Genomic DNA, 25,759 nt, shown 5'->3' with positions numbered 1-25,759 from the left:
TCGCCCTTCGCGTTCCGTGTCCCCTGGCGAGAATACGGCGGCGTGACCGTGCGGTCGGGTCCGCGCGTCTCTAACCAGCGGCGCGCGCTACCGATACGAGGTTCCCTAGTCGCCGAGCACCTGAGCGCGGCGATCGCTGTCGCCGAAGGGTAGGCAGACGCTGACGGCGGAAAGGGCATTGGATTGGCCGATGCGACGAGCATGGTCCTGGCCGCCGCGTACCGAACCGACGCCATGTCCACCACGGGCCACCACTTCCGCATGGCCCGACCCTTGACCGGCCACAAGGCTTTCCGGCTTTTGCCCGACGATCTGTAAACGCTGGGCTCGACGCCGCCACGAAGCCTGCCGGATAGCTTGCCGAGTCAGAAAGACCCGCCGGGGGTGTGGGCCACCTCGGCGAGCCAGCGGCTCCACCACACCTGAACCGTGGGCACCACCTGAAGTGGCGCCCCTCACACTCGCATTCCCGCAGCGCAGAACGATCCTTCACAGGGCCGAGTGGGGCGGTTAGGGCTCGAACCCACGACCGACGGATTGTGAGTCCTTTTCGAGCCTTCCCGATCTTGCAGCGGTCTTCCCGTTGCTGCAGGTCAGGCGCTCTACCCGGCCTCTCGGTCTGCCGTGTCTGACCGGTCGAATCCGGGCCTTTCCCGATCCTTCCGTCCCTTGCGCGTCTCCTGAGGGGACAACGGCAGGCTGGCCGCCTGAGAGCACGTGGGTAGCGAGCCTCATCTGCGTAGGCAGGGAGCCGGGACGCGAATATCCGGGCGCAGCGGAGTGCCTTACTGGACCAGTGACATCCCGAGCCCTCGAGCCTGGGCTCCGAGTAACGCGGCCCGTCGTGGTTCAGCTGGCCGTCACCTGAGACCACCGATCATGCTGACCTGCAGGAGTGTGTACCTAGAAGGGAGCACTACTATTCGTGCGGTACCAGAAGGTTTCGATTTCCGCCCCTTTACGCCAGGGAACTTCCAGATCTGCCTTGCTCCAGACACCCCGAAGGTCGTGGTGCGCATTGGGATCAATCCCATGCACAATCGCGGCAGTCGGCCGCGAGTCGATATAGGCGTCCTCCATGCGCACCAGATCCCAGCAGTCTTTCACCCGGGCGGCCCCACAGTACGTATCAAGATCCGCCACGGTCTCGTTTACGCTCTGCGGCTGCTGGCCGGTTGGTTGAGCCAAGTGCGCCAAGAACCGCAGTTCCAGCCCCTGTTCGGCGAATCCGTAGTCCACAGCGTCAAGAAATACCGAGGCGGTAAGGCTTGGCCTTTCATGCGTAGCCAAGAGCGCGACAGTGCAGCCTGCGCCTCCGTCGCGGCGATATGTGGGGGTGAGGTATCCGGTGTCTTCCAGCGCCGCGGTGACACATCGCCGCAGAGCTCGCCTCCGCGGCACGTCGACCATAGAGGGCGGCGACGCCCAGGCAACGCGCATAACCAGAATCGGCTCCACACGGGGAAGGGAGTGTTCATTCTGACCCATCGTGATGGGCTCCCCCTGCAGTGCTGGATCCGAATCTGTTGCAGTGACGGCTAACCAGAGGGAGTGCAGTCGCGCCTCCTCGGCCACAAGGTCGGCCCCTGGTGCGGTCTCGACGAGGGCGGCTGCCAGGACTTGCAGGAGGCCCCATGTCGGAACACGGGTGCTGCTGAAGGCGTCATGGACCCGGCTCCTACTGGCTACGCCAACACCGATTCTGATCACCAGGTCGCGAATGGATGGCAGTCCAGCTCTTAGATGCAGATTGTGCAGAGCTGAGTTCAGCTCCTTCAGAGGTCCTTGAGGCAGGTCAGGCCTTCTCAGGTGGGCCATCTCGTTTGTCCCCCGCGTCATAGCGTCCGATTCCGTCCAATCTTGTCTGACGCTGCCATCAAGCGTCCATCGACGTCTGGGGAGCCGACCGCCATCGCACGCTGGTCTACGACGCGTTGTCGAGCGGTGGGAGGTCCGGTGTTGGGCTTGGCATTCTCCTGGCAGGCCATGGGCAAGGAGGTCTTGGTAGAGGTGATCGGGGCCGTGATTGCTGCGGCCCTCGTGGCGGCGGCAGGGTGGTTGGTCCGTCGACGGCGTCGGCCCGGGGCCCCGGAGCCGGCAATCGGCGAACACCTACGAAGCGAATCCCCGCACGAAGGCGTTGTTGGCTAAGGCCCGTCGATGGCGCATGTGGTGGTCCGCCTCATTTTGAAGCGGACCACCATGCCTATGCACCCTGGTCGCCGCTGTCGTTGTGCCCCATCAGCAAGACGTCCGCCACGAATGTCCTGAGCCGCTGCGGTCTGGCACCGTCAGACCATCGAGCGGGTGCTGGCCGATGACCAGGTGCCCGAGTCCGAAAGGGTTCGGTCGGTCGTGGAGATCGAGGGCGCGATGTCGTCTGCGGAGAACATCGCCCGTCGGATCGATGACAGCGGCCCGGACGAGTCGACGTTCGCCGACTCGCTGTATGTACGCTACGGCGTGCAGGACACCATCTCCCGGGTGGCCCCCCGCGCGGTTGAACTGACCGGCAGCCTGGGCTCCCTGGACCCTGACGAGGTCGGTCACCTCGCCACTGGCGCCCTTGGGCTGGCTCTGCACCCGCCGGCGCGGTTGCAGACGACCGACTCGCTGGCCTCATATCTGACCGGCGGGCCACTCATCCTCGCCTGACATAGAACGTTGTGACAGCGCTTTCGCCCACGCGGTCCTCGGCGCGCACATGCTGCGGAACGCAGACCGCGCGGGTACCGATCTCGGCCCGCTGCCAGCTTAGGCGCGGATCGGGGGCAGGTCGTAGCGGCTGACGGCTAGATATGTCTCAGGCGTCGCCGCCTCGAGGAGACCCTTGTCGCCCTCTAGATCGAGCTCCGGTTCCTGCGGGCGGTGCAGCAGGTCGCTCCAGTCGATCATCGCACCCCGCTCGTAGGCGTCCCGGATAAGAGGGCGCAGCTGGGGACGAGCCTCCTGCTGCTCGTGGAAGATCCGCCGCTGGGTGAGTCGCTGTACTTCCTGAGCGTCCTCGCTGAGCCCCTGGTCGACGGCCATCTGATCCTCGGCGCGTAGCCCCGGGGTGCGCCTGGCGATGGCGAGGTCTTCCTCGTGAAGGCGTTCGCAAGCGGCGAACAGCTTCCCGGACATGGCGAGGTGGACCTCGGTTCCGGGGATTCGACAGGTGAGGAAGTCGTCGAGCCCCATGGTGCGGATGCCCGCGCGCAGGGCGTGCTGCTCGACGTGGGGCGCTGCTCCGCGGGCGTCGGCCCGCAAGGCGAGGGTGAGGCCGTCGTCCTCGAGGGGGGTGGTCAACCCGGAGCGCCGTTGGCGGGCAGCGCGGTCGGCCGGTACCGGCACCGTGCGCAGATGAGAGGCGGGAGCAGAGCGCAGCGCCAGGTAGGCGAGCATCTGGGCGCGGGCCGCGCCGATGAGCGCGTCGTCGTTGTCGCCGAGGTGGTCTTCGAGGCTGCCTGGGCTCGCCGCAGCCTCGTCGTCGGTGCCAGGCCCGTCCGGGCTGAGCGACGGCTGGCCGGGGTGCAGGTCGTGGTCGATGGTAAGGAAGAGGTCATCTCCGGGCCGTACGGACGCTCTGACCAGGACGGTGCGGTGGGCGTACGAGCCGAGTATCTTGCTGCCGGCCTCCAGTTGTGCCCACCCCTTGCGGAGCGTGCCGACGCCGACGTTGTCGCCCTTGACCTCGATCAGCCAATACATTCTCTCCGCTTCGTGCCATCCCCACAGGTCGGGCAGCTTCCGCCGAGGGTCCTTGAAGGCTTCGCTCAGGGCGGGGATGGCATGTCCTGACGGCCATTGCCGTCAACATCGAGCGCCTCAGCGGAAGTCACCGGCCGAGGCACCTTCCACACCCCGCCGACCCACGGCCTTCCAGGACTACCTCGATCAGCGCGAGATACCCCGGTCGAAGTCCTGGCGAACCCTGGGCACCTGACCTCGGCAAACCCAAGATCCCCGACAGAGTCAAGCTAAGGCTAGGCGATGAGTGCCCGTACGCCACTGAGGAAGGCGTGGAAGCTGGGAGACCTGTTCTCCTCGACACTCAGCCTGGGTCCGATCCGACGTCCCCATTCCGGCTTGGAGGCGATCCTCACGCCACTGGAACTCAGTATCTTCTCGAAGACGTCGGATGCCTTGCCCGCAGGCAGATCCGGGTTGGCCCGGTATGCCCTAGGTGCCTCCTTGGCAACCTTGGGGAACGCCTTGCGCACGGCGTCCCAGTCGCCGAAGTACCAGCTCTCCAACTCACGTATCGCGATCCGGTTCAGTACGTCGAAGCACCCAGCGTTATACGCGTCCACACGCGGCGTGAGGCCGGCCTGTCGTGCGAAGCGGTCCAGATCCTTCTTGAGCGTGGCGCAGTCGTCGTTGTCCCGGTCCACCAGCACGACCACCCGGACATCGCTACCGCGGCGGCGGGCGGCAGCGCAACCGAGCAGCCGGTCCGGCAGCTTCTTCAGCAGGTCGGGCTTCCCTTGGAACCTTCGTATCCGCAACTGCACATCGCTGCCCTGGAGAACTCTGGCGAGTAACGGCTTGAGGGCTTCGCTCGCGGACTCCTCCTCGACCAGCACCTCCAGCTCGACCCTCGGACGCGAGTCCGCTTTCTGCGCCCGCCGGTCCTTGGTGCGCTTCACTCCTCAGCCCCCGGGTCGTTCACGGACGTCCTCGGCTCGGGCAGGCTGTCAAAGTAGCCCTCTTGCCAGAGGTTTCCCAACTGTGCTCCGTTGTCCATCATGTCGACGATCGTTGGGAGTTCGTTCGGGCGGATCACTCGTGTGTAGCCGGACTCGTCACGGTAGAGCGCCACCACTTCGTCGACCTTGCAGGAGTTGATGAACTCATGTGAGTGCGTGGTCACCACGACCTGCGACTTACCGCTGGACATCCGACACTGCTGGGCGAGGCCGGGCAGGACTGTGGGGTAGAGGTGGTTCTCCGGTTCCTCGATGCCGATGAAGGGCGCCGGATCGGGGTCATAGAGGAGGGTGAGGTAGGAGAGGAGTTTAAGCGTGCCGTCCGAGGCGTTACTGGCAAGCACCGGCTTCTCGAAAGGAGCGTCCTTGATGAACAAGATGAGTCGGCCGTCCGGCGAGCTCTCGTAGCCGATGCTCTCCAGTGTGGGGACGGTCTCGGTCAGTGCCTCGATGACGGTGGCCAGCCGGCTCGGATGGTTTTCCTTGAGGTACTGGAGGACGTTGCTGATGTTATCGCCCGACTGGGAGAGCCGTTCCTGGGGGCCAGCGGCGGGCGATTTACGTTCCTCGGCGACGGAGAGGTAGGAGAGGTACCATCCGGAGATGAAGCGGCGCAGAGCCATGACACGTGGATGCGACCGGAACTGACCCAGCGCGTTCACCGCAAGGGTGTCAGGACTGTCCAGGTCCTCTACTGCTTTCGCTCCGGTCTCCTCGTCCATCACATAGCCATGGCCGGAATGGAAGTCGAGGATATGGCTGGGCCTTCCCTGGGCCGCGCCCCGCGTCCAGCGCAACTGCTCGCGACTGACCATCGGACGGCCCTTGGACTCCGACAGTTCCAGCCGATAGGTCAGCAGCTTCTCCTTCGGGTGTTCACGGTAGGAGATCTGGATGGCCACTGGCCCGTCCGCGCCACGCGAACGCAGCTCTCGTGCCCCGCCCCGGCGATCCCAGGCGCTGCGGACACCGCGAGTGAAGCAGGTCTCCAGAAAGGCGAAGACGTCGAAAAGCGTCGACTTCCCGCTGCCATTGGGACCCACGAGCACCGTGAAGGGCTTGAGTTTCTTGATTTCCACGTTCTGGAGAACTCGGTAGTTCTCAATTTTGATCGCCTCGATCACGGGAGGCCGCATGAACACTCCTTGCCCTGCCACGGGTCTGACGAGTCGAGCGCGGATGCCGACTGACCACTACCGTGCCCAGGTGCACCGGCCATGTGAACGTGCCACTCAGTCGGGAGCTGGCTCATGCACGGTTCCGCCGTCACATCGTAGATGAGTGGCGGGGTGTGGTGAGGCACGGTGGGGTGAGGGTGAGGCCGCGGTCGGGGTTGAGGTCGGCGTTGAGGTTGCCCCTGGGAGTGGACACCGGGTTTCATGTGACAAGCGACAGCGTACGTGTCGTGATCAGTTGTTGTTCGAACTCGGCCGGTGTTCGGTAGCCGAGTGCGGAGTGGCGACGACGCCGGGTGTCGTACGACAGCCAGCGGAACAGCTCGAGCCGGGTCTGTGCCTTCGAGGTCCAGCGGCGTCCGTGCAGCAGTTCGCGTTTGAGGCCCTGGAAGAACGACTCGGCGAGGGCATTATCGTAACTTGAGCCGACCCGGCCCATGCTGCAGCGGATACCGTGCCGCAGGCAGACATCAGCGAAGGCGGCCGCGTTGTACTGGGTGCCCCTGTCGGCGTAGAAAACGACGCCGGTGACCCGGCCACCGCGGGAAGCCGCGGCCATCTCGATCGCGTCGGTGACCAGCGAGGTCCGCATGTGGTTCGCGATCGACCACCCACGACCTTCCTCGATCAAATGTCGATCACCGTGGCGAGGTAGAGCTACGTCGAACCGACGGCTAGGTGTACTGACCCGTGAGGTTGGGGACGCGGCTGGTGGGTGGTTGGCCTTTGAGTGCGGTGTGTCCGCGGTGGTGATTGTAGGTGTGCAGCCAGCCGGGGAAGGCGTCGCGTCGTTCCTGCTCTGAGTGGTAGGGGCGGGCGTAGGCCCACTCGTCCAGCAGCGTGCGGCGGAAGCGTTCGACTTTGCCGTTGGTCTGGGGTCGGTAGGGCCGGGTGCGCTTGTGGGTGATGCCGGCCCGGGCCAGCTCGTCGCGCCAGTCGCGTGAGCGGTAGCAGGAACCGTTGTCGGTCAGTACCCGCTCCACGGTGATCCCGGCCTGGTGGAAGAAGGTGTGGGCGCGCTGCCAGAAGCCGGTAGCGGTCTCCTTCTTCTCATCCGTGTGGATCTCGCTGTAGGCGAGGCGGGAGTGGTCGTCGAGGGCGGTGTGCAGGTAGCTGTAGCCCAGGTTCGGGCGGCCATGGCGCCTGCGGGGCCGGGTGGGGTCGCGGTGGGCGGAGCTGTTGCGGCTGCCCTGGGCCCTGCCGTGGGCCTTGTGCCCGCCGCCGTCGGGGGTGTTGCCCAGCTTCTTGATGTCGACGTGGACGAGCTCACCGGGCCGCTCGCGTTCGTAGCGGCGCACGATGCGGCCTGTGGTCCGGTCGAGATGGGACAGGCGGGCCAGGCGGTAGCGGGTCAGGACGCGGTGCACGGTCGAGGGCACCAGGTGCAGGAAGTGCGCGATGCGGGCCGGTCCCCATCGGCGCAGCAGGCGGACCTTGATGACCCGTCGCTCGGTGCGGGACGGGGTGCGGCCAGGGCTGTGGTGGGGCCGGCTGGAGCGGTCCGCCATGCCCGCTTCTCCGTGCGTGCGGTAGCGGTCGGCCCATCGCTGGGCGGTGGTGGGTGAGACCTGGAAGCGTTCGGCGGCCCGCCCAAGCGGCCAGCCGTCCTCGACCACGCAGCGGGCCAGGCGCAGGCGTCCGGTCTCGGTCAGGGGTGCATTACGGTGGGGCACGAGGGCCTTTCTGTTGGTGTAGACGTCGCAGTCCACACCGAACCGGAAGGCCCTCACCCATTCAACAACCCACAACCGAGACCTGGCTCACCTGTCCACAACCTCCCCGGACAGGACAGCTAGGTAGGTGATGTCGCCGCACCACCTGGTGTTCAACGTGTCCACGGTGAAGTCGCGCATCACCAGGTCCGGCACGGGCGGCGCGGCCCTGTCCGCGATCGTCGTCCGCTTGTTTCTCCGTAGGTGCCGGCCGACGATGTCGTTGACCCGCATCAGCCGAGTCACCTGCTTTCGATTGATACTCCGCCCCCTCACCCGCAGCTCGGCATGGACGCGCGGCGCACCCTATGCCCCTTGGTGTTCGGCATGGATGGCGCGTATCTCGGCCACGGTCCGCTTCTCTTCGGCCCGGCGTTCCGCACGTTCCTGTGCGGTGGCCAGGTACCGGTAGTAGCCGGCGCGGGACGTTCCGAGCACCCGGCAGATCCGCTGGACGCCGAAATCGGCGCGGTTCTCGGAGATGAAGTCCCAGCGGCGGAATCTCACTTCATCTCTCGAGCGAAATAGGCGGCTGCCCGGCGCAGGATCTCGCGCTCCAGGCGCCACTCCTGCTCAGCCTTGAGCAGCCGGGCGTTCTCCGCCCGCAACCGGTTCAGCTCGTCCGCCCCGCTCCCGCCCGCGTCACGGCGTCCGGGCACCGCTCGGGCCGCGTCCTTGCGGACCCACGTCCGCAGCGACTCCGCAGTGATGCCGAGATCCGCCGCCACCGCCGCGTACGTCCGCTTCCCATCCGCAGCTCGAAAGAGCGCGACCGCACCCTTCCTGAACTCCTCCGAATATGGAGACCTGCGTCCCACCTGGACATCCCTCCCTGGACCATCAAGATCCATTGTCAGGGTGTCCATTCCACGGGGTCAGCCTCATGCGGTCCTCGGCCCGTACGCGTTGACGGTGTCGTAGTTCGAGGGCGGCGATCGGGACGGCCGTGGTGATTTGATCGGCGGCGGTGTTGCTGTCTGCGTTGCCCGGCCTGAGCAGGCCGGCCACCGGCTCCCCGCTGCCACCGCTTCCGTGTCGACGAAGGCCATCAACGGATGATGTCCGAGGCACTTCTTCCAGGTTGCGATGGCACCCTGCTTCTCGGAATGGGCCAGCACCAGCGCCCTGCCCAGGTCCACGATCACCTGACCTGTGGCGTCCGGGGCCGCGTCCTTGGCCAGATCCCAGACGTGCTCGCGCGCTTCGGCCCGCGCGGCCCGGATCGCGTGCAGGGCCTTCGGCCCGGCCGCCGCGAGAGCGATGAGAAGGGAGACCGTCGGGTCGGAGGCCACCGGACCGAACACGGCTGGCTCGGCCCGCAGCATGGCAGGATCCGCGAGGCAGTCCCCGCCCAGCGCGACCGCGAGGGCAACGTCCAGCAGGCCTTGCCTGGATTGTGCACCACCCGAGGACGGCGCCAAGGTCTTAGGGCGTGCAGATGGACCGTGGGAGTATTCCCCAACACTTTCTCAAGTGATCGCCACAAAAGGCCAGGTCAGACGCACCTGTAGTGCGCTGCCACAAGGCGACAGCGGTTCGGTACCGCACGGCGCGCGGCGAGAACCGCACGGAAACCCGCCGCGCAGCCCACGTTCCCGCAGCTCAGAACGATCCTGCACAGGAAGCGCCGAGTGGGGCGGGTGGGACTCGAACCCACGACCGACGGATTATGAGTCCGCTGCTCTAACCGGCTGAGCTACCGCCCCGTAACGGCGCGTCGCGCACAACTGTGCGCGTCGTCTGCCGCAGCATAGCCGCTCATACGATCTGCTGCCCCTGAGGGTCCGCATCGCGCAATGATGAGGACTGTGGAGCACCGGTGAGCGGTTCCCGGGGCGGAGGAATCCGTGCCGGGGGCCTGAAACGGGCATGAAAAAAGCCCCTTACGGGGCTCTTTCTTCAGCTCCCCCGACTGGACTCGAACCAGTAACCCTCCGGTTAACAGCCGAATGCTCTGCCAATTGAGCTACAGGGGACCGAGCTCCCCCGACTGGACTCGAACCAGTAACCTGCCGGTTAACAGCCGGCTGCTCTGCCAATTGAGCTACAGGGGATTGCTCCGTGTGCCTCGATTGCGCCTCCCTCCGGCTTCCCGGGGGGCGCGCGCTCGCTGCGACACATACATTAGCGCAAGCAGGGGGGTGCTTCGCCAATCGGTTCCCCCTGGATGATCAGGGAGTGATCGGAGGATGATCACCAGCCCTGGCGGGTAGGCGGGCAGCACAACCCAGCGGGGCTGTTGTGTTCCGCTCGCTCAAGGGGCAGCGGAGAAGCCAGGAAAGGTGGAGTGATGCGCTACCGGCTGACGTTCATCACCGGAGTCGCCGTCGGCTACGTGCTCGGCGCACGGGCCGGGCGCGAACGGTACGAGCAGTTGCGCAAGAAAGCGCAGCGGGTCTCCCAGAACCCGGCGGTCCGCAATACGGCCGAGGCCGCCGCGCACAGCGGGCGCGAGGCGGCCGGTAAGGCGTTCGACGTCGTGAGCGCGAGGTTCGGCGACCGGCTCCCCGACTCGGTGTCGGCCCGCGTCCAGTCCCTGCGCGAGCAGCGCAACGGCGCGGGGGACGACTGGGGCACGAGCAACACCTAGGGCAGCCGCTCATCGGCGGAGGGCGGGCCCGGGGCAGATCCCCCGGGCCCGCCCGTCGTGCTCTCTCCAAGCCTTCGCCAGCCGCCCGCTTCGGCCGCTGTCGCGGACCATCCTCGCCGGCCGCCCTCGTGTCCTCCCTCACCCGGCGCCCTCACCGGCCGCTCTCGCGGGCCCCCTCCCGCCCCCGGCGGCATGCGTCCGGCCCGTGGCACGGCCCGCCCCCGGCCGGCATGCGTCCGGCCCGTGGCCGGCCCGCGCCCGGCGGTCGGCGATCCGGGCAGGTCAGGGCGGCGCGCGGGGCGGCGCCGGGGGGCGTGTGGTCGACCGTGGCGCGGTGGGTGGCGGGCGATGAGGCATTATCGGGGCCCATGGGGATAGTCGCCGGGTTGGACAGTTCGTCGGAGAGCACGCGCGTCGTCGTCTGCGACACGGACACGGGCGCCGTGCTCAAGCAGGGTTACGCGCCGCACCCCGCCACCGGGGTCGATGTGGACCCGCAGGCGTGGTTGCTCTCGTTGGGGGAGGCCGCGGACGGCGGGCTGCTGGAGGGGGTGCAGGCCATCGGCGTCTCCGCCCAGCAGAACGGGTTGCTGGTCCTGGACGCGGGTGGGGTGCTCGTACGGCCCGCGATGTTGGGCAACGACAAGCGTGCGCAGACCGCCGCCGCCGACCTGGTGGACGCGCTGGGCGGCCGGCCGGCCTGGGCCGAGGCGGTCGGTTCCGTGCCGCACGCCGGGCAGGCGGTGGCGAAGCTGCGCTGGCTGGCGCGCGCGGAGCCGGAGGCGGCGCGGCGGGCGGCCGAGGTGCTCCAGCCGCACGACTGGCTGGTGTGGCAGCTCCTCGGGCGGCCCGGCCGGCGCACGACCGACCGCGGTGCCGCGTCCGGCACGGGCTACTGGTCCGCCGCGTCGGGCCAGTACCGGCCGGACCTCGCCGAGCTGGCCCTCGGCCATCCCGTCCGGCTGCCGGAGGTCATCGCCCCCGCCGAGCCCGCCGGGCACACGCCCGAGGGGCTGCTGATCTCGGCCGGCACCGGCGAGACCATGGCCGCCGCCTTCGGGCTCGGGGTCTCCCTGGGTGACGCGGTGGTCTCGCTCGGCGCCTCGGGCTCGGTGTTCGCCGTGCACCACGAGGCCCTCGCCGACCCGACCGGCACCATCACCTCGTACGCGGACGCCACCGGCATGCACCTGCCCGTGGTGCACACGCTCAACGCGGTCCGGGCGCTGCGCGGCACCGCCGAGCTGCTGGGTACGGACCTGGAGGGGCTGTCCGAGCTGGCGGTGAAGTCCACGCCCGGCTCGCACGGCCTGGTGTTGCTGCCGTACCTGGAGGGCGAGCGCACCCCGCACCTGCCGCACGCGGCGGGCACGCTGTCGGGTCTGCGTCGGGAGAGCATGAGGCCCGAGCACCTGGCCCGGGCGTCGTTCGAGGGCATGCTGTGCGGGCTCGCGGACGCGTTGGACGTGTTGCGCGGGCGGGGCGTCGAGGTGCGGCGGGTGTTCCTGTTGGGGCCCGCGGCCGGGTTGCCGGCGGTGCAGGCCATCGCGCCGTCGCTGCTGGGCGCGCAGATCGTGGTGCCCGAGCCGGCGGACTACGCGGCCATCGGTGCGGCCCGGCAGGCCGCGTGGGCGCTCGGCGTCGCGCACGGCACCCTGGCGCCGCACACGCCGCCGCACTGGCCGGCCGCGGCGAGCCAGGTCTTCGAGCCGGGCGACGAGCTGACAGTGGGCCAGTCGGTGCGGCAGCAGTTCGGCGCGGTCCGCGACCAGATCCACCCGGAGGCGTTCGGCTGGAACCCCAACGCCTGAGGCGGGTGCCGGCCCGCCGGTGAGGTGTCGGCGGGGCGGCGTCAGTCCAGGTAGCCGCGGAGTTGGTCGGCGAAGGCGTGGTCGCGGAGCTTGCCCAGGGTCTTGGACTCGATCTGGCGGATGCGCTCGCGGGTGACGCCGAAGATGCGGCCGATCTCCTCCAGGGTGCGCGGGCGGCCGTCGGTGAGGCCGTAGCGCAGTTGGACGACCTTGCGTTCGCGCTCGCCGAGGGTGGACAGGACCGCCTCCAGGTGCTCGCGCAGCAGCAGGAAGGCGGCGGACTCCACCGGCGAGGTGGCGTCGCCGTCCTCGATGAGGTCGCCGAGCGCCACGTCGTCCTCCTCGCCGACCGGCGTGTGCAGCGAGATGGGTTCCTGGGCCAGCCGCCGCACCTCGCTGACGCGCTCCTCCGGCACCCCGAGGTGCTCGGCGACCTCGGCCGCGGTGGGCTCCTGGCCGCGCTCCTGGAGCATCCGGCGCTGCACCCGTACCACCCGGTTGATCAGCTCGACGACGTGCACCGGCACCCGGATGGTGCGGGCCTGGTCGGCGAGGGCGCGGGACATGGCCTGGCGAATCCACCAGGTCGCGTACGTGGAGAACTTGTAGCCACGGGCGTAGTCGAACTTCTCCACCGCGCGGATCAGCCCGAGGTTGCCCTCCTGGACGAGGTCGAGCATGGTCAGGCCGCGCCCCATGTACCGCTTGGCCACCGAGACCACCAGCCGTAGGTTCGCCTCGATCAGACGGCGCTTGGCCATGCGGCCGAGCACCACCAACCGGTCCAGGTCCAGGGCGAGTTGGGAGTCCAGGTCGACGGCGCCGGCCAGCTTCTCCTCGGCGAACAGGCCGGCCTCCACGCGGCGGGCCAGCTCCACCTCCTCGGCCGCCGACAGCAACGGGATGCGGCCGATCTCGCGCAGGTACTGGCGGAAGAGGTCGGACGAGGGGCCGGTGGCGTCCAGCCGCGGCGCGGGCACGGCGACGGCAGGCTCCGGCTCCTCCCGCGCGGCGGGCTGGGCGGCATCCGCCGCGACGGACTCCGGCGTGGCGGGCTCCGGAGTGGCGGGCTCTGGCGCGGCGGGCTCGGTCGTGTCCTCCGGGTGGCGGGGCGGCAGGCTCTGCGGCGGCACGACGCTCGCCGCGGCGGTGCGGGTCCGGGTCTGCACGCGGGCGACCTCCAGGGTGATCGCCGCCGGATCGGGGGCGGCGTTCGGCAGCGGGGCGGCCGCGGGCTGACCGCCACCCGTCCCGTACGTCGTGAGTGGACGCGCGGGGGAACGTGTGCCCGTCCGGCCACCACCGCCGCGCTCCGAAAGCTCAGGCACCGGCTCCAGTGTGGGGCACGACACACTTCCGCCACGAGGGGCGTGCGGGCACTTTCTGCGTCCGGTGCGTGACCGGACGGCTACAGCGCGGCGGCGCCGCGCTCGCGCAGCGACTGCCCGTACTGCTGGAGGACCCACAGCTCGTTCTGCACGGCGGCCAGGTGGGCCGGGTCCGCCTGCTGGCCCAGGCGCTGGAGGGTGCCACGGATCTCGGTGATCCGCTGGTTGACGGCGGCCAGCCGGACGGCGACGAGCTGCACGCCCGCGTACACCTCGTCGGCGTCGCGGCGGGTGTGCAGCGGCTCCACGGTCAACTCGGTGACCAGCGCGCGCACCGTGTCGTCGGGCGCGGCCTCGCGCACCCGCGCCACGTAGTCCGCGTCGGCCATGGAGACCCCGCCGGCCTGCTCGATGACCTCGCGGACCACCGCGTACGGCGGGGCGGTGAACTCGTCGGCGCCGTACGCGTCGAAGGCCGGGGCCACCAGTTCGGGGCGCTGGAGGGCGAGCTTGAGCAGCTCGCGCTCGACGCGGTGGGCGGGGCTGCGCAGGTTGAGCGCGGGGCCGCGCAGCCCGGGCGGCGCGGCGCTCCGCTGCCCCGCCGGCCCGTGCGGCTCGCCACGCCCCGCCGGGCCGTCGCCACGGCCGTACGAGCCGTTGCCACGGGCGCCGGAGGGGCCACCGCGCTGGCCGCGCTCGCGGTTCCAGCGGGCGAGTTGGGAGACGCGGCGGACCACGAACTGGGTGTCTAGGATGCCCAGCATGCCGGCCAGCGTCACCGCGTACTCGTGCTGGATGGAGCTGTTCTTGATGTTGGCGACGATGGGCGCCGCGGCTTCGAGCGCCGCGGCGCGGCCCTCGGCGGTGTCCAGGTTGTGCCGGCCGACGACGTGCCGGATGGCGAAGGCGAACAGCGGGGTGCGGCTGTCCACCAGGTCGGCCACCGCCGCGTCGCCCTGCGCGAGCCGCAGCTCGCAGGGATCCATGCCGCCCGGGGTGATGGCGATCGAGGTCTCGGCCGCGAACTTCTGGTCGTCCTCGAAGGCGCGCAGCGCCGCCTTCTGGCCGGCGGCGTCGCCGTCGAAGGTGAAGACGACCTCGGAGCCCGAGTTGTCCATCAGCAACCGGCGCAGGATCTTGATGTGCTCGCCGGCGAAGGCGGTGCCGCAGGTGGCGATGGCGGTGGTGACGCCGGCCAGGTGGCAGGCCATGACGTCGGTGTAGCCCTCGACGACGACCGCCCGGTTGGTCTTGGCGATCTCCTTCTTGGCGAGGTCGATGCCGTAGAGCACCTGGGACTTGCGGTAGAGCGGGGTCTCGGGGGTGTTCAGGTACTTCGGGCCGTTGTCGTCGTCGCGCAGCTTGCGGGCGCCGAAGCCGATGACCTCGCCGGTGATGTCGCGGATGGGCCACATCAGGCGGCCCCGGAAGCGGTCGATGGGCCCTCGGCGGCCCTCCTGGGCCAGCCCGGACAGCAGAAGCTCCTTGTCGCTGAAGCCCCGGCCGCGCAGGTAGCGGATCAGGTGGTCCCAGCCGGCGGGGCTGTAGCCGACGCCGAAGTGCTCGGCGGCGGCCTGGTCGAAGCCGCGCTGGGCGAGGAAGGCGCGGCCGATCTCGGCCTCGGGGCTGGCGAGCTGTTCGACGTAGAACTGCGCGGCCACCTTGTGCGCCTCGACCAGGCGGGTGCGCTCGCCCTGCTGGCGGCCGGGGGTGTACCCGCCCTGCTCGTAGCGGAGCGTGATGCCGGCGACGCCGGCGAGGCGCTCGATGGTCTCGGCGAAGGACAGGTGGTCGATCTTCATGATGAAGTCGACCGTGTCGCCGCCCTCTTGGCAGCCGAAGCAGTAGAAGAGGCCCTTGCTGGGGCTGACCTGGAAGGACGGGGACTTCTCGTCGTGGAAGGGGCACAGGCCCTTGAGGTTGCCGCCGCCCCCGTTGCGCAACTGGAGGTACTCGGACACGACGGCGTCGATCGGGACCGCGTCCCGGACCGCCTTCACGTCGTCGTCATTGATCCGTCCTGCCACGCGTGAATTCTACGGGTGGCCCCCGACACTCCCGTCCGCCAGGACCGCCGGGACCGCCAGCACGGTCACGGGGACTCGATGACGAAGATCAGGTGCGGGCCGATGGTGGGGACGTCGAACTCCTCCCCCACGGCCGCGAAGCCGTGGCGCTCGTAGAAGCCACGGGCCGAGGTGCGCCCGTTGCACCAGGTCCAGCGGGCGCCACGGGCCGCTGCCTCGGCCAGCCCGGCGCGCAGCACGGCCACCCCGTAGCCCTGGCCCCGGGCGGCGGGGGTGCTGGCCATGCCGCGGAACCGGTAGGCGCTCCCGGCGCTGCCCCGGGGCCCGGCCAGGTCGGCCGCGGCCGGCGGCAGCGGGTCGGGGAAGAACGTCGCGCAGGCCAGCGGGCGCGCCGTGGCGTCGGCGTCCGGGTAGGCGGCGAGGTGGAAGACGCCGGGCGCGTCGTCCTCGGGGAAGACGGCGCTCGCGCGGGGCTGCCCGGGGCGGAGGACCGACCAGCGCAGGTCGAAGATCTCCGCCACCGGGACCACGGACGTGACGATCGGCATACGGCCACGCTACGGGAGCGGGCCCGGGCGGCCGGCCGCGCCCTACGGCAGCAGCGAGGCCAGCGGGACCGAGGGGTCGGCCAGGGCCTCCGGGTCGAGCGGCGCGCCGGAGCGGATGAGGGCCTGGATCGGTTCGGTGACGTCCCACACGTTGACGTTCATCCCGGCCAGCAGCCGCCCCCGGACGTCCAGCCAGAAGCCGATGAACTCGCGCTTGCCGACGTCCCCCCGGCACACCACCTGCGCGTAGCTGCCGGGCGGCGCGTAGCCCGAGTACTCCAGGCCCACGTCGTACTGGTCGGAGAAGAAGTACGGCACCCGGTCGTACGTCACGTCCTGGCCGAGCATGGCGCGGGCGGCGACCGGGCCGCCGTTGAGCGCGTTGGCCCAGTGCTCGACGCGCAGCCGCTCGCCCGCGGGCAGCCCGGCGGAGAGCTGGGGCAGCGGGAAGGCGGCGGCGTCGCCGGCGGCGAAGATGTCCGGGTCGCTGGTGCGCAGGCCGGCGTCGACGACGATGCCACCGCGGGCCGGGCCGGTGCGCGGGGCGATCTCCAGCCCCGCGGCCTCCGCGAGCGCGGTGCGGGGCGCGGCGCCGATCGCGGCGAGCACGGCGTGCGCGGGGTGCTCCTCGCCGTCGTCGGTCTGCACGGCCAGCACCATGCCGTCCTGGCCGGTGATCTCGGTGAGCCGGGCGCCGAAGTGGAAGCGGACGCCGTGCGAGCCGTGCAGGTCGGTGAAGAGCGCGCCGAGTTCGGGCCCGACGACGGTGTGCAGCGGCCCTTGCTCGGGCTCCACGATGGTCACCTCGGCGCCGTAGCCACGGGCGGCGGCGGCGACTTCGAGGCCGATCCAGCCGGCCCCGGCGATGACCAGGTGCCCGTTGTCGCGCCCGAGCGAGGCCAGCACGCCGCGCAGCCGCTCGGCGTGGGCGAGGCGGCGCAGGTGGTGCACGCCGGCCAGGTCGGTGCCGGGGATCTCCAGGCGGCGCGGTTCGGCGCCGGTGGCCAGCAGCAGCCGGTCGTAGTGGATGCGGGTGCCGTCGCCCAGGCGTACGGACTTGGCCTCCCGGTCGAGTCGCACGGCGGGCTGGCCGAGGTGGAGTTCGATGTGGGCCTGCGCGTACCAACCCGGCTCGTGGACGAAGACGCTGTCGCGCTCCTGGCTGCCGCTGAGGAACCCCTTGGACAGTGGCGGGCGTTCGTAGGGGTGGTCGCGTTCGTCACAGATGAGGATCACCCGGCCGGTGAAGCCCTCGGCCCGGAGCGTCTCGGCGGCCTTCGCCCCCGCAAGCCCTCCTCCGACGATGACGAACGTCCGATGTGCGTCGACCACTTGTCGCCTCCTCGCTCGCGCGCGGTACGCCTGCGCCCGGGGTGCCCCGGTTCGCCTGTGCGGATGTGTGCCCGCGCGTACACCCAGCATGAACGTCTGGTGTACACCCCGGCCGTCCCACCACAGGGAGGAGGGTCCCGCACCGAGCGGCCCGCGGGAAGGGGCACTACGCCGGACGGGCCAGCCGGAGGCCAGGCCGGCGCGGCACCGCCGCGCGAGGCGGTGCCGGCCGGGCCGGGCGGCGGGCGGCTCAGCGGGGCGCGGTCAGGCGGGCGCGCAGCGAGCGGGCGGAGGCGTCGGTGAGCGAGGCGATCTGGTCCACGATGACGCGCAGCCTGGCGGCATCGTCGCCGTCGGCGGCGGCGGTCGCGAACAGCGCGCGGAACTGCGGGTCGAGCCCGTGCGGGGCGCGCGCGATCAGCGCGTCGGCCAGTTCGGCGATGACGACGCGCTGCTCGGCGCGCAGCCGCTCCTGGTCGGCGCGCTGCATCACGTACCGGTCGGCCACCGCCTTGAGGACGGCGCACTCCAGGCGGACGGGTCCTGGCACGACGAGCCTGGCCGCGTACCGGGTGAGCCGGCCCGTGCCGTACGCGGCGCGGGTGGCCTCCTCGGCGGCCTGGCAGAAGCGGCCGATGAGTTGGCTGGTGGCGTCCTTGAGGCGGGCCTGGGCGAGGGCGGAGCCGTCGTATCCGTGCGGCCACCACTCCTGGTCGAGCAGCCGGTCGAGGGCCTCGGCCAGTTCCGCCGGGTCGGCCCCGGGGGCGTAGCGGCTGGCGGCGACGGCGAAGACCTCGCGCCGCTCGGGCTCGGCGAGCAGCATCGCCGGGTCCAGGTGCCCGGCGTGCAGGCCGTCCTCGACGTCGTGCACGGAGTACGCGACGTCGTCGGCCCAGTCCATGACCTGGGCCTCGAAGCAGGTGCCGGCCGGTGGGGCGCCCTGCCGCAGCCAGTGGAAGACCGGCAGGTCGTCCTCGTAGACGCCGAACTTGGGCGAGGTGGGGTCGGTGGGGTGGCCGCCGCGTGGCCAGGGGTACTTGGTGGCGGCGTCCAGGGCGGCGCGGGTGAGGTTGAGGCCGACGCTGGTCGGCTCGCCCGTCTCGGGGTCGGTCCGGAAGCGCTTGGGCTCGATGCGGGTGAGCAGGCGCAGCGACTGGGCGTTGCCCTCGAAGCCGCCGCAGTCCGCGGCGACCTCGTCGAGCGCGCGTTCGCCGTTGTGTCCGAACGGGGGGTGGCCGAGGTCGTGTGCCAGGCAGGCGACCTCGACCAGGTCGGGGTCGCAGCCGAGCGCGGCGCCGAGTTCGCGGCCCACCTGGGCGCACTCCAGGGAGTGGGTGAGCCGGGTGCGGGGGCTCGCGTCCCACGCCTGGCCGCTCACGCCGGGCGTGACCACCTGGGTCTTGCCGGCGAGCCGGCGCAGCGCGGCGGAGTGCAGCAGTCGGGCTCGGTCGCGTTGGAAGGCGGTGCGGCCGGGGCGCTTGTCGGGCTCGGGCTCCCAGCGTTCCAGGTCGGCGCCCGAGTAGCCGGGCACGCCCGGCTCCGCCACCCCGCAGGTCCGGTCGGCGGCGGTCGACGCGGGAGGCTGGGGTGGTGGACCGCCCGGGGTGGGCCGGCCCGCCGGGGTTATCCGTCCGGGCTGGCCGCATGGCCCCGACTGCCCAGATTGCTCAGATCGCCCGGGTCGCCCGGGTCGCCCGGTGGAAGGCGGTGGTGTGCCGTTCATACCCCGACGGTAGCCGCCGGGGGGCGGGTGGCCCTGATCGGGCGCGCCCCGCGCCGCCGGGCCCCGGGGTGTGGCGCCCCGGGGCGGGTGGCGGGCGCGGGCGCGTCGCGGGCGCCGGTCAGTGGTGCCACGCCTCACCCCCCGTGTTGTGGATCATCCGCTGGAGCACCTTCATGGTGGTCAGGAACTCCGCGTCGGTGACGCCCTCGTGCACGGTCTCCCTGCTGGCCCGCTGGATCTCGGCGGCCTGCGCGTACAGCGCCTCGCCCGCCTCGGTGAAGTGCAGCCGCTCCTCGTCGTCGGATTCGAGCAGGCCGCGCTCCAGGGTCGCGTCGATCTCCGGTTCCAGGTCGGCGCCGATGTCCAGGTATCCCTGGAGCACGGCCGTGATCTCCTCGCGGGTGCGCCCGGCCGGGTGCTCGGCCACCTGGTGCAGCGTCCACCACTGCGGCTGGGTGAGCCCGACCCCCGACAGGCCCGCCCTGATGTACGTGACGACCGCCTGGCTCGCGGCCCAACTCCAGTAGCCGATCGGCTGCTTGACCAACTCTTCGTCGCTGTGTGAGAACTCCATGACGACGACGGTAGGAGTTGAACCATTGTTGAAGTCAACCGACGCGCCTCAGAACTCGTGCGCGTCCACCTCGGCCAGGTAGCCGGCCCGGGTCTCCTCGTCCAGGAAGGCGGCGAGGAAGGAGTTGCGCGCGAGCGTGCGCAGCGCCGTGGGGTCCAGGCCGAGCGCCTCCCGGACGGCGGTGTAGTTGTCGCCGACGTAGCCGCCGAAGTACGCCGGGTCGTCGGAGTTGACGCACACCCGCAGGCCGGCCGCGAGCATGGCGGGCAACGGGTGGTCGGCCAGGTCCTCGTACACCCGCAGCCGCACGTTGGACAGCGGGCACACGGTCAGCGGCGTCTGGTCCGCGACCAGCCGGGCCACCAGCGCCTCGTCCTCCAGGCAGCGCACGCCGTGGTCGATCCGATCCACGCCGAGGATGTCGAGCGCCTCCCACACGTAGCCGGGCGGGCCCTCCTCGCCCGCGTGCGCCACGCATTTCAGCCCGGCGGCACGGGCCCGCTCGAAGACCTCGCGGAACTTCGACGGCGGGTTGCCCACCTCGGCCGAGTCGAGCCCGACCGCGGTGATCCTCCCCAGCCAGGGGCGGGCCGCCTCGAAGGTGGCCAGCGCCGACTCGGCGCTCTCGTCGCGCAGGAAGCACATGATGAGGCGGGTGGTGATGCCGTACGTCCCGGGCGCCTGGTCCAGCGCGCGGGCGAGGCCGTCGATGACCGTGCCGATCGGCACCCCGCGCGCAACGTGGGCCTGCGGGTCGAAGAAGATCTCGGCGTGCCGCACCCCCTGCGCCCGGGCCCGCGCGAGGTAGGCGTGCGCCAGCTCGGCGAAGTCCTCCTCGGTGCGCAGGACGTCCATCAGGGCGTAGTAGAGGTTGAGGAAGGACTGGAGGTCGGTGAAGGAGTACGCGGCGCGCAGCTCGTCCTCGGAGGCGTACGGCAGCGCGACGCCGTTGCGCCGGGCCAGCGCGAAGGCCAGCTCCGGCTCCAACGTGCCCTCGATGTGGAGGTGAAGCTCCGCGGTGGGGAGGGCGGACGCGTGCGGGGCGCAGCCGCCAGCCTGGGCAGCTCGGGCGGGGCCGGCGGGCCAGGCGGTGGGGTCGGACGGGTCGGGCATGGCACCTAATCTCGCTCTGAGCTGCGGAAAGAAGCTCCCAGCGTAACGTCACGGCGGTGCCAGTCGCCGCCGGCTATGGCCGGGCCCGCGGCGCGCACCCGGGCCGCGAGGGCGGGCCCGGCGAGGTAGACCCAGGCCCGCACCGACTCACCGCCGGCGCGCCGCGCGTGCCGCACGACGCGCTCGTACAGGTTGTCGGGATGGCCCGGCCGGTACTCCTCCAGGGCGTCCAGCGTGCGGAGCACGTCGGGGTAGGCGGCGTCGGTGGGCCAGACCAGGTCGCCGTGAACCCAGGCGCCGTGGTCTCGGTCGGCGTGGGGCCGGTCGGCGTCGGTCCGGTCGGCGTGGGCCTGGTCGACGTGGGCCTGGTCGACGTGGGGCCGGCCGGCGTCGGTACGGTCGCCGTGCTCTCGGCCCGCTTCGGTCCGGTCGGCCGGCGGTGCGGCGTGGGCGGCGGTCTCGCTCCGGATCGTCCCGGTCTCGACGGCGTAGGGGTACCCCGGCCCCTCGTACAGCGCCAGGCCCGGCATCCGCGCCGGCTCCTGTGCGCGCGTGCGGCCCCGCAGCGCCCAGGCGTGGTGCCGGCCGCCGGGCCGCAGCGTGCCGTACACGAAGAACGGCAGCCGCTCCGGCGACCCGGCGGCGGGCGCGGGGAGCGGGGGCGCGGCCCGCGGGCGCGGCGGGTCGGTCATCGGGCGGCTACTCGGGGCGGGTCTCGTCGACGACCCAGGCCAGGTAGGTCGGGTCGCCGTGGGTGACCGGGGTCGCGATGATCTCCGGCGTCTCGTAGTCGTGTTCGGCCCGCAGGTACTCGGCCAGCGCCTCGAACCGCGCGGCCGTCGTCTTGAAGTGCACCTGCCACTCCCGCTCGGTGACCACCTCGCCCCGCCACCGGTAGACGGAGGTGACCGGCCCGCTGATCTGCGCGCAGGCCGCCACCCGAGCCGCCACCGCGCCGCGCGCCAGGGCGTCGGCCTTCTCGCCGGCGTCGGTGGTGGTCAGGACGGTGAGGACGGCGGCGGAGTCGGGTGCGGCGGCGGGCGTGGCGACGGGCGTCGCCGCGGGATCGGTGGGGTGGTGGGCCACGGGTACGGCTCCTTCGGCTCGGGCTGACGGTCCGGCTACCCGCCGCCCCTCGGCCGCACTCCCGAAGAGCGGCGGCCGGAAACATGGCATGCGGGCGCACACGCGGGGTACCACGGTAGCCGCGCGGGTCATTCGGGCTCGCGGTACGGTCAAATACCACCAAAGCGGTACGCGCAGCGCAGCGAAAGGACGGTCCATGGACGACCTCACCGCACTGGCCCGTGACCATCTCGACCGGGCACGGATGGAGTCGCACGGGCGCAGCGCGCACCTGTTCCTGCACGACGGACCGCTGCGGCAGAGCCTGATCGCGCTGGTCACCGGCACGGAGTTGGACGAGCACAACGCCCCGCCCGCGGCCAGCCTCCAGGTGTTGCACGGCCACGTGCGGCTGACGGGCAACGAGAGCGGTGACTGCGATCTGATCGCCGGCCAGATGCAGGCCATCCCGCACGAACGGAACTCGCTGCTCGCCGTGGAGGACTCGGTGGTCCTGCTGACGGCGGTGACCGCGACCCCGGAGTGCGCGCTCGGACCCTGACCGAGCGCGGGATTGTCAGACCCCCGTGGTGAGCTGGAGTCGTACCGGGGCACGGACGGCTCGAACGGGGAGGGCCCTCATGGGCACGTGGGGCAGTGGGAACTTCGAGAACGACACGTCGGCCGACCATCTGTCGGAGGTCATCGACCGGCTCGTCGGCGAGGTGGCCGACGCGATGGCCGGCGATCCCGTGGAGCTGGAGCCGGACGAGTACCGGGGTAACACGGTGCCGTGCGACCTGGAGCTGCTGTACGTCCTCACGCGGGCCGGTTACGGGGCCCGGCGCCTGCCAGCTCCCGAAGTGATCGAGGGGTGGAAGGACCACTTCATAGCCGTCTGGGAGCGGACCATCGACGGGCTGGGCCCGTCGGAGGGGTTCAAGGAGCGGCGGCGGGCGGTGCTCGCGCGCACCTTCGACCAGTTGGCCGGGGTCGCCGAGGAGGCCGCGACGCGGGACTGAGCGCGGCGGTCGGACCCTGCCGCGGCGGCGCACGGGGCGCGGGCGTGGCGGCCGGCCGCCGGGTGGGCGTGTGACGTGGGAGGTCTAGCGCGGCAGGCGGACCGTGCTCGTCTTGCCGAGCGCGTCCTCGTCGGCCACCACGCGCAGTTCGCCGCCCGCCTCCTCGGCCAGGGCGGCGACGATCGCCAGGCCCCGGCCGCCGCTGCCGTCGGCATGGGCCTTCGAGCGCGGCGCGGGGATGGCGGGGTGCCGGTCGTGCACGGCGATGATCAGCACGTCGGGCGTGAGGGTGAGGGCGATGTCGGACAGCGGCGAGGTGATCGCGGCGTGCCGGACGCTGTTGGTGACCAGTTCGCTGAGGGTGAGCAGCGCGGCGTCGGCCAGCGTCTCCTCCGCCTCGGTCAGCCAGGCGGCCAGCAGCTTCCGCGCCTCGCGCCGCGCGAGGGGCACGGAGGCGGGGACGGTGGGCAGGGTGAAGCGCCGTTGCGCGAGGCTGGGCGCTGTCGTGGCGGTCATAACGCCGGGTTCACATCCTTCACGTCCCCCACGTGGTCCACATCGGCATCAGGTCCCTCACGCGTCCTTCCCGCGTACGGTCGGCGTCCGCCAGGCGTCTGGCGGGCGGCTCGCGGGTGTCGGGTCGAACGTCATCGGGTGGTGCGAGTGGCTCCGCGTCATCGGTCCAGACCAGTGGCCAAATGGTTGGCCCAGACTTCGTTGGCCAGGATGAATCGGGCAGGTGGAATCTGGTGCACCGTAGCGTGGATACCCATCGGCCGGAATGCCGAAAGGTGGCCGATGGCCACAACTAGCCGCCCGCGCTCGCCCTTTCTATGCTGGGCCGATGCCGGATGCGCTGCTGGAACCCGTGGGTCTCGGCGCCACCGAGAGCGCCCTGTATCTGCATGTGCTGTCCACCCCTCGCTGCACCACGACCCAACTCGCCGACGCCGTCGGGGCGACCCCGGCCCAGGTCCGTCCCGCCCTGCGGCGACTGGTCGAGTCGGGACTGATCGCCCGGATCGGGGGCCGGCCCGCCCGCTACACCGCCGCCCCACCCGGCGCGGCCTTCGACGCCCTCGCCGAGCGGCGGCAGCAGGAGCTCGATGAGTTGCGCGGGCACCTGCGGGAGCTGGCCGTGCGCTACCAGGGGGCGACCGCGAGCAGCCCCGGGGACCTGATCGAGCTGGTCGAGGGCCCGCTCGCGATGCGGGACCGGGTCGAGCAGCTCCAGCTCGGCGCGGAGCGGGAGATGCTGGTGGTCGACTGCCCGCCGTACTTCAGCGCGACGGCCAACGAGAACCCCATCGAGGACCAGTTGCTGCGGCGCGGCGTCGAGTGTCGGGTCATCTACGACGCGGCGGCGCTGGAGATGCCGGGCCGGATGGAGTTCGTCTGGTCCTGCGTGGCCAAGGGCGAGCAGGCGCGGAGCCTGCCCGTGGCCCGGCTCAAGATGCTGATCGCGGACCGCGCCAGCGCCGTGATCCCGCTGGTCCTGGAGGCGAGCGAGTCCTCGGCCGCGATCGTGGTGCGCCCGTCGCCGCTGTTGACGGCCATCGTCACGTGCTTCGACCTGATGTGGGAGCGGGCCGCGCCGATCGGCGTCAGCGCCCCGCCCGACAGCCCGCTGGACGAGCGGGACCGCGAGCTGCTGAGCATGCTGGCCAGCGGCATGAAGGACGCGTCGATCATGCGCACGCTGGGCATCACGCAGCGCACCATGACCCGCCGCGTCGCCCAGCTCATGGCCCTGATGGGCGCCCAGACCCGCTTCCAGGCGGGTCTCCAGGCGGCCCGGCGAGGCTGGCTGTAACCACCCGCGCACGCCCGCGCGAAGCCGCCGGCCGGCCGAGCGGCACGGAGGGGCGCACGGGAGCACGGGGCGGGCGCGGGCCCAGGTGGCGCGCGCGGGCCCAGGTGGCGGGGCGCGGTACCGGTGCCGGTGCGGGCGGCGCGGGTCAGACGGGCGAGGTCGGCGCCGGTGTTCTCGGGGCCGGGGACCTCGGGGCCGGGGACGCGACCCCGGGCAGGGCTGCCGGGGTGGTACGCGGTGGCGGCGCGGGCTGGGCGCGCTGGGCGCGGGCCCGGTGGGCGCTCGGGCTCACGCCGCGTACCCGCTTGAACGCCACGCTGAGCGCGAAGGCGTTGGCGTACCCGACCCGGCGCGCCGCGCGCTCCACCGTCATGTCCGGCTCGCGCAGCAGGTCCGCGGCGAGCGCCATGCGCCAGCCGGTCAGGTACGTCATCGGCGGCTCGCCGACGAGTCCGGTGAAGCGACGGGCGAGGGCGGCGCGCGAGACGCCGGTCTTGGCGGCGAGTTCGACGACGGTCCACGGGTGCGCCGGGTTGTCGTGCAGCAGGTGCAGCGCGCGCCCCACCACCGGATCGCCGTACGCCCGGTACCAGGCGGGCGCCTCGGCCTCCGGGCGGGCGAACCAGGCCCGCAGCGTGGAGATGAGCAACAGGTCGAGCATCCGGTCCAGGACGACCTGTTGGCCCGGTTCGTCGCGCGCGACCTCCTCCGCGACGAACGGCATCAGCGGGCAGTCCCAGCACTCCTCGGCGAGGACGAGCAGCGGGGGCAGCGCGGCGAGCAGCCGCTCGCCCACGTCGCTGGGGAGTTGGTACGCGCCGCTGAGCAACAGCCCCTCCCCCGCCCGGCTGTTGCCGTACGTCCGCAGCCCCAGCGTCAGCGCCTGGCTGACGTCCTCGCCGGCCGGCGTGGTGCAGTGGTCGTCGTTGTGGATCAACACCTGGGGCGGGACGCCGGGGCGGTCGGAGACCGTGTACGGCTGCGGGCCGCGCACGATCGCGATGTCGCCGGCCCGCAGCGCCACCGGGGCCGCGCCGCCGGGCGTGATCCAGGCGTCGCCGCGCACCATGGTGACCAGCGCGAGGGGCGCGCCGTGCAGAAACCGCAACGACCAGGGCGGGGCCAGGATGGACTGGTGGAAGAGAGCCCCGCGGGCCCGTGCCTCGTTCAGGAGATCAGCGAGCGCGTCCATGGCGTCAGCGTAAACGCACGTCTGTGCGCGGTGCGGACGGATTTCC

21 protein-coding genes, 3 tRNA genes and 4 pseudogenes are annotated in these 25,759 nt (G+C 71.3%); 6 read left to right on the top strand and 22 right to left on the bottom strand.

Features of this window, described 5'->3' with window-relative positions:
* Positions 1-903: 903 nt before the first annotated feature.
* Entirely contained in the window at positions 904-1,458 is a 555-nt protein-coding gene (locus H7H31_RS25215; protein ID WP_187061518.1) for a hypothetical protein, read from the bottom strand.
* 831 nt (positions 1,459-2,289) lie between these two features.
* Between H7H31_RS25215 and H7H31_RS25210 the strand changes: the two are divergent.
* A pseudogene (locus H7H31_RS25210) lies at positions 2,290-2,655 on the top strand (acyl-CoA dehydrogenase); the annotation flags it as partial.
* A 99-nt stretch (positions 2,656-2,754) separates the two neighbouring features.
* On the opposite strand, the gene H7H31_RS25205 reads toward H7H31_RS25210, so the two are convergent.
* The 10 genes and pseudogenes from H7H31_RS25205 to H7H31_RS25150 all read right to left on the bottom strand — a co-directional run bounded on the left by H7H31_RS25205 (position 2,755) and on the right by H7H31_RS25150 (position 9,629).
* Positions 2,755-3,690, bottom strand: a complete 936-nt coding sequence (locus tag H7H31_RS25205) for a hypothetical protein (RefSeq protein ID WP_232110071.1) — start codon at positions 3,688-3,690, stop codon at positions 2,755-2,757.
* Between the two features lie 275 nt (positions 3,691-3,965).
* Positions 3,966-4,628 carry a DUF4276 family protein gene (locus H7H31_RS25200; RefSeq protein ID WP_187061516.1) on the bottom strand — a complete coding sequence of 221 codons (663 nt, stop codon included), beginning with the start codon at positions 4,626-4,628 and terminating at the stop codon, positions 3,966-3,968.
* On the bottom strand, positions 4,625-5,812 hold the full coding sequence (locus H7H31_RS25195) for an AAA family ATPase (protein ID WP_232110070.1): 1,188 nt from the start codon (positions 5,810-5,812) through the stop codon (positions 4,625-4,627). Before H7H31_RS25195 ends, H7H31_RS25200 begins: the two co-directional genes overlap by 4 nt.
* Before the next feature lie 253 nt (positions 5,813-6,065).
* Positions 6,066-6,520: pseudogene (locus H7H31_RS25190) on the bottom strand (integrase core domain-containing protein); the annotation flags it as partial.
* Between the two features lie 17 nt (positions 6,521-6,537).
* Positions 6,538-7,536 carry an IS481 family transposase gene (locus H7H31_RS25185; protein ID WP_187061513.1) on the bottom strand — a complete coding sequence of 333 codons (999 nt, stop codon included), beginning with the start codon at positions 7,534-7,536 and terminating at the stop codon, positions 6,538-6,540.
* 114 nt (positions 7,537-7,650) lie between these two features.
* Positions 7,651-8,393: pseudogene (locus H7H31_RS34350) on the bottom strand (IS3 family transposase); the annotation flags it as partial.
* 88 nt (positions 8,394-8,481) lie between these two features.
* Positions 8,482-9,007: pseudogene (locus tag H7H31_RS25165) on the bottom strand (transposase); the annotation flags it as partial.
* A gap of 200 nt (positions 9,008-9,207) precedes the next feature.
* Positions 9,208-9,281, bottom strand: a tRNA-Ile gene (locus tag H7H31_RS25160).
* A 197-nt stretch (positions 9,282-9,478) separates the two neighbouring features.
* Positions 9,479-9,551 (bottom strand) — tRNA-Asn (locus H7H31_RS25155).
* 5 nt (positions 9,552-9,556) lie between these two features.
* Positions 9,557-9,629 (bottom strand) — tRNA-Asn (locus H7H31_RS25150).
* Between the two features lie 236 nt (positions 9,630-9,865).
* Between H7H31_RS25150 and H7H31_RS25145 the strand changes: the two genes are divergently transcribed.
* A complete protein-coding gene (locus tag H7H31_RS25145) occupies positions 9,866-10,165 on the top strand; it encodes a YtxH domain-containing protein (protein WP_187061509.1) in 300 nt (99 codons plus the stop codon).
* A 368-nt stretch (positions 10,166-10,533) separates the two neighbouring features.
* Positions 10,534-11,976, top strand: coding sequence for an FGGY family carbohydrate kinase (locus H7H31_RS25140; protein ID WP_187063475.1), 1,443 nt, complete (start codon positions 10,534-10,536; stop codon positions 11,974-11,976).
* A 41-nt stretch (positions 11,977-12,017) separates the two neighbouring features.
* Here H7H31_RS25140 and H7H31_RS25135 read toward each other — a convergent pair whose 3' ends face one another.
* From H7H31_RS25135 to cutA, 9 genes are all read right to left on the bottom strand, one after another.
* Positions 12,018-13,304: an RNA polymerase sigma factor gene (locus tag H7H31_RS25135; RefSeq protein ID WP_187063474.1), complete on the bottom strand. Its 1,287-nt coding sequence runs from the start codon at positions 13,302-13,304 to the stop codon at positions 12,018-12,020.
* A gap of 80 nt (positions 13,305-13,384) precedes the next feature.
* On the bottom strand, positions 13,385-15,331 hold the full coding sequence (gene dnaG / locus H7H31_RS25130; RefSeq protein ID WP_187063473.1) for a DNA primase: 1,947 nt from the start codon (positions 15,329-15,331) through the stop codon (positions 13,385-13,387).
* 65 nt (positions 15,332-15,396) lie between these two features.
* The gene (locus H7H31_RS25125) at positions 15,397-15,879 is read right to left on the bottom strand and encodes a GNAT family N-acetyltransferase (protein ID WP_187063472.1); all 483 of its coding nucleotides are present in this window, start codon (positions 15,877-15,879) and stop codon (positions 15,397-15,399) included.
* 42 nt (positions 15,880-15,921) lie between these two features.
* Complete coding sequence (locus tag H7H31_RS25120; protein ID WP_187063471.1) at positions 15,922-17,211, bottom strand: NAD(P)/FAD-dependent oxidoreductase; 1,290 nt, start codon at positions 17,209-17,211, stop codon at positions 15,922-15,924.
* A 250-nt stretch (positions 17,212-17,461) separates the two neighbouring features.
* Positions 17,462-18,742: a deoxyguanosinetriphosphate triphosphohydrolase gene (locus H7H31_RS25115; RefSeq protein WP_232110069.1), complete on the bottom strand. Its 1,281-nt coding sequence runs from the start codon at positions 18,740-18,742 to the stop codon at positions 17,462-17,464.
* A gap of 310 nt (positions 18,743-19,052) precedes the next feature.
* Positions 19,053-19,508, bottom strand: coding sequence for a MarR family winged helix-turn-helix transcriptional regulator (locus tag H7H31_RS25110; RefSeq protein WP_187063469.1), 456 nt, complete (start codon positions 19,506-19,508; stop codon positions 19,053-19,055).
* Positions 19,509-19,556: 48 nt separating this feature from the next.
* Positions 19,557-20,621, bottom strand: a complete 1,065-nt coding sequence (locus H7H31_RS25105) for an adenosine deaminase (RefSeq protein WP_187063468.1) — start codon at positions 20,619-20,621, stop codon at positions 19,557-19,559.
* A gap of 5 nt (positions 20,622-20,626) precedes the next feature.
* Positions 20,627-21,313 (bottom strand): gamma-glutamylcyclotransferase family protein, encoded by a 687-nt coding sequence (locus H7H31_RS25100; protein WP_187063467.1) that lies wholly within the window; start codon positions 21,311-21,313, stop codon positions 20,627-20,629.
* 7 nt (positions 21,314-21,320) lie between these two features.
* Positions 21,321-21,623, bottom strand: a complete 303-nt coding sequence (gene cutA, locus H7H31_RS34345) for a divalent-cation tolerance protein CutA (protein ID WP_232110363.1) — start codon at positions 21,621-21,623, stop codon at positions 21,321-21,323.
* Between the two features lie 280 nt (positions 21,624-21,903).
* On the opposite strand from cutA, the gene H7H31_RS25090 reads away from it, so the two are divergent.
* Positions 21,904-22,248 (top strand): cupin domain-containing protein, encoded by a 345-nt coding sequence (locus tag H7H31_RS25090; RefSeq protein WP_187063465.1) that lies wholly within the window; start codon positions 21,904-21,906, stop codon positions 22,246-22,248.
* A gap of 79 nt (positions 22,249-22,327) precedes the next feature.
* Positions 22,328-22,708, top strand: a complete 381-nt coding sequence (locus H7H31_RS25085; protein ID WP_187063464.1) for a DUF4259 domain-containing protein — start codon at positions 22,328-22,330, stop codon at positions 22,706-22,708.
* A gap of 84 nt (positions 22,709-22,792) precedes the next feature.
* Here H7H31_RS25085 and H7H31_RS25080 read toward each other — a convergent pair whose 3' ends face one another.
* A complete protein-coding gene (locus H7H31_RS25080) occupies positions 22,793-23,224 on the bottom strand; it encodes an ATP-binding protein (protein WP_187063463.1) in 432 nt (143 codons plus the stop codon).
* A 328-nt stretch (positions 23,225-23,552) separates the two neighbouring features.
* Here H7H31_RS25080 and H7H31_RS25075 point away from each other — a divergent pair, with 328 nt between their 5' ends.
* Complete coding sequence (locus tag H7H31_RS25075; RefSeq protein ID WP_187063462.1) at positions 23,553-24,521, top strand: helix-turn-helix transcriptional regulator; 969 nt, start codon at positions 23,553-23,555, stop codon at positions 24,519-24,521.
* A gap of 145 nt (positions 24,522-24,666) precedes the next feature.
* On the opposite strand, the gene H7H31_RS25070 is transcribed toward H7H31_RS25075, so the two are convergent.
* The gene (locus H7H31_RS25070; RefSeq protein ID WP_187063461.1) at positions 24,667-25,713 is read right to left on the bottom strand and encodes an AraC family transcriptional regulator; all 1,047 of its coding nucleotides are present in this window, start codon (positions 25,711-25,713) and stop codon (positions 24,667-24,669) included.
* Between the last annotated feature and the right edge of the window lie 46 nt (positions 25,714-25,759).

Origin of the sequence: Streptomyces buecherae (assembly GCF_014295035.1) — a bacterium.
GTDB classification, from domain to species: domain Bacteria; phylum Actinomycetota; class Actinomycetes; order Streptomycetales; family Streptomycetaceae; genus Streptomyces; species Streptomyces youssoufiensis.
Note: the sequence above shows the minus strand (reverse complement) of the source record. Positions and strands in the feature narration are given on the sequence as shown.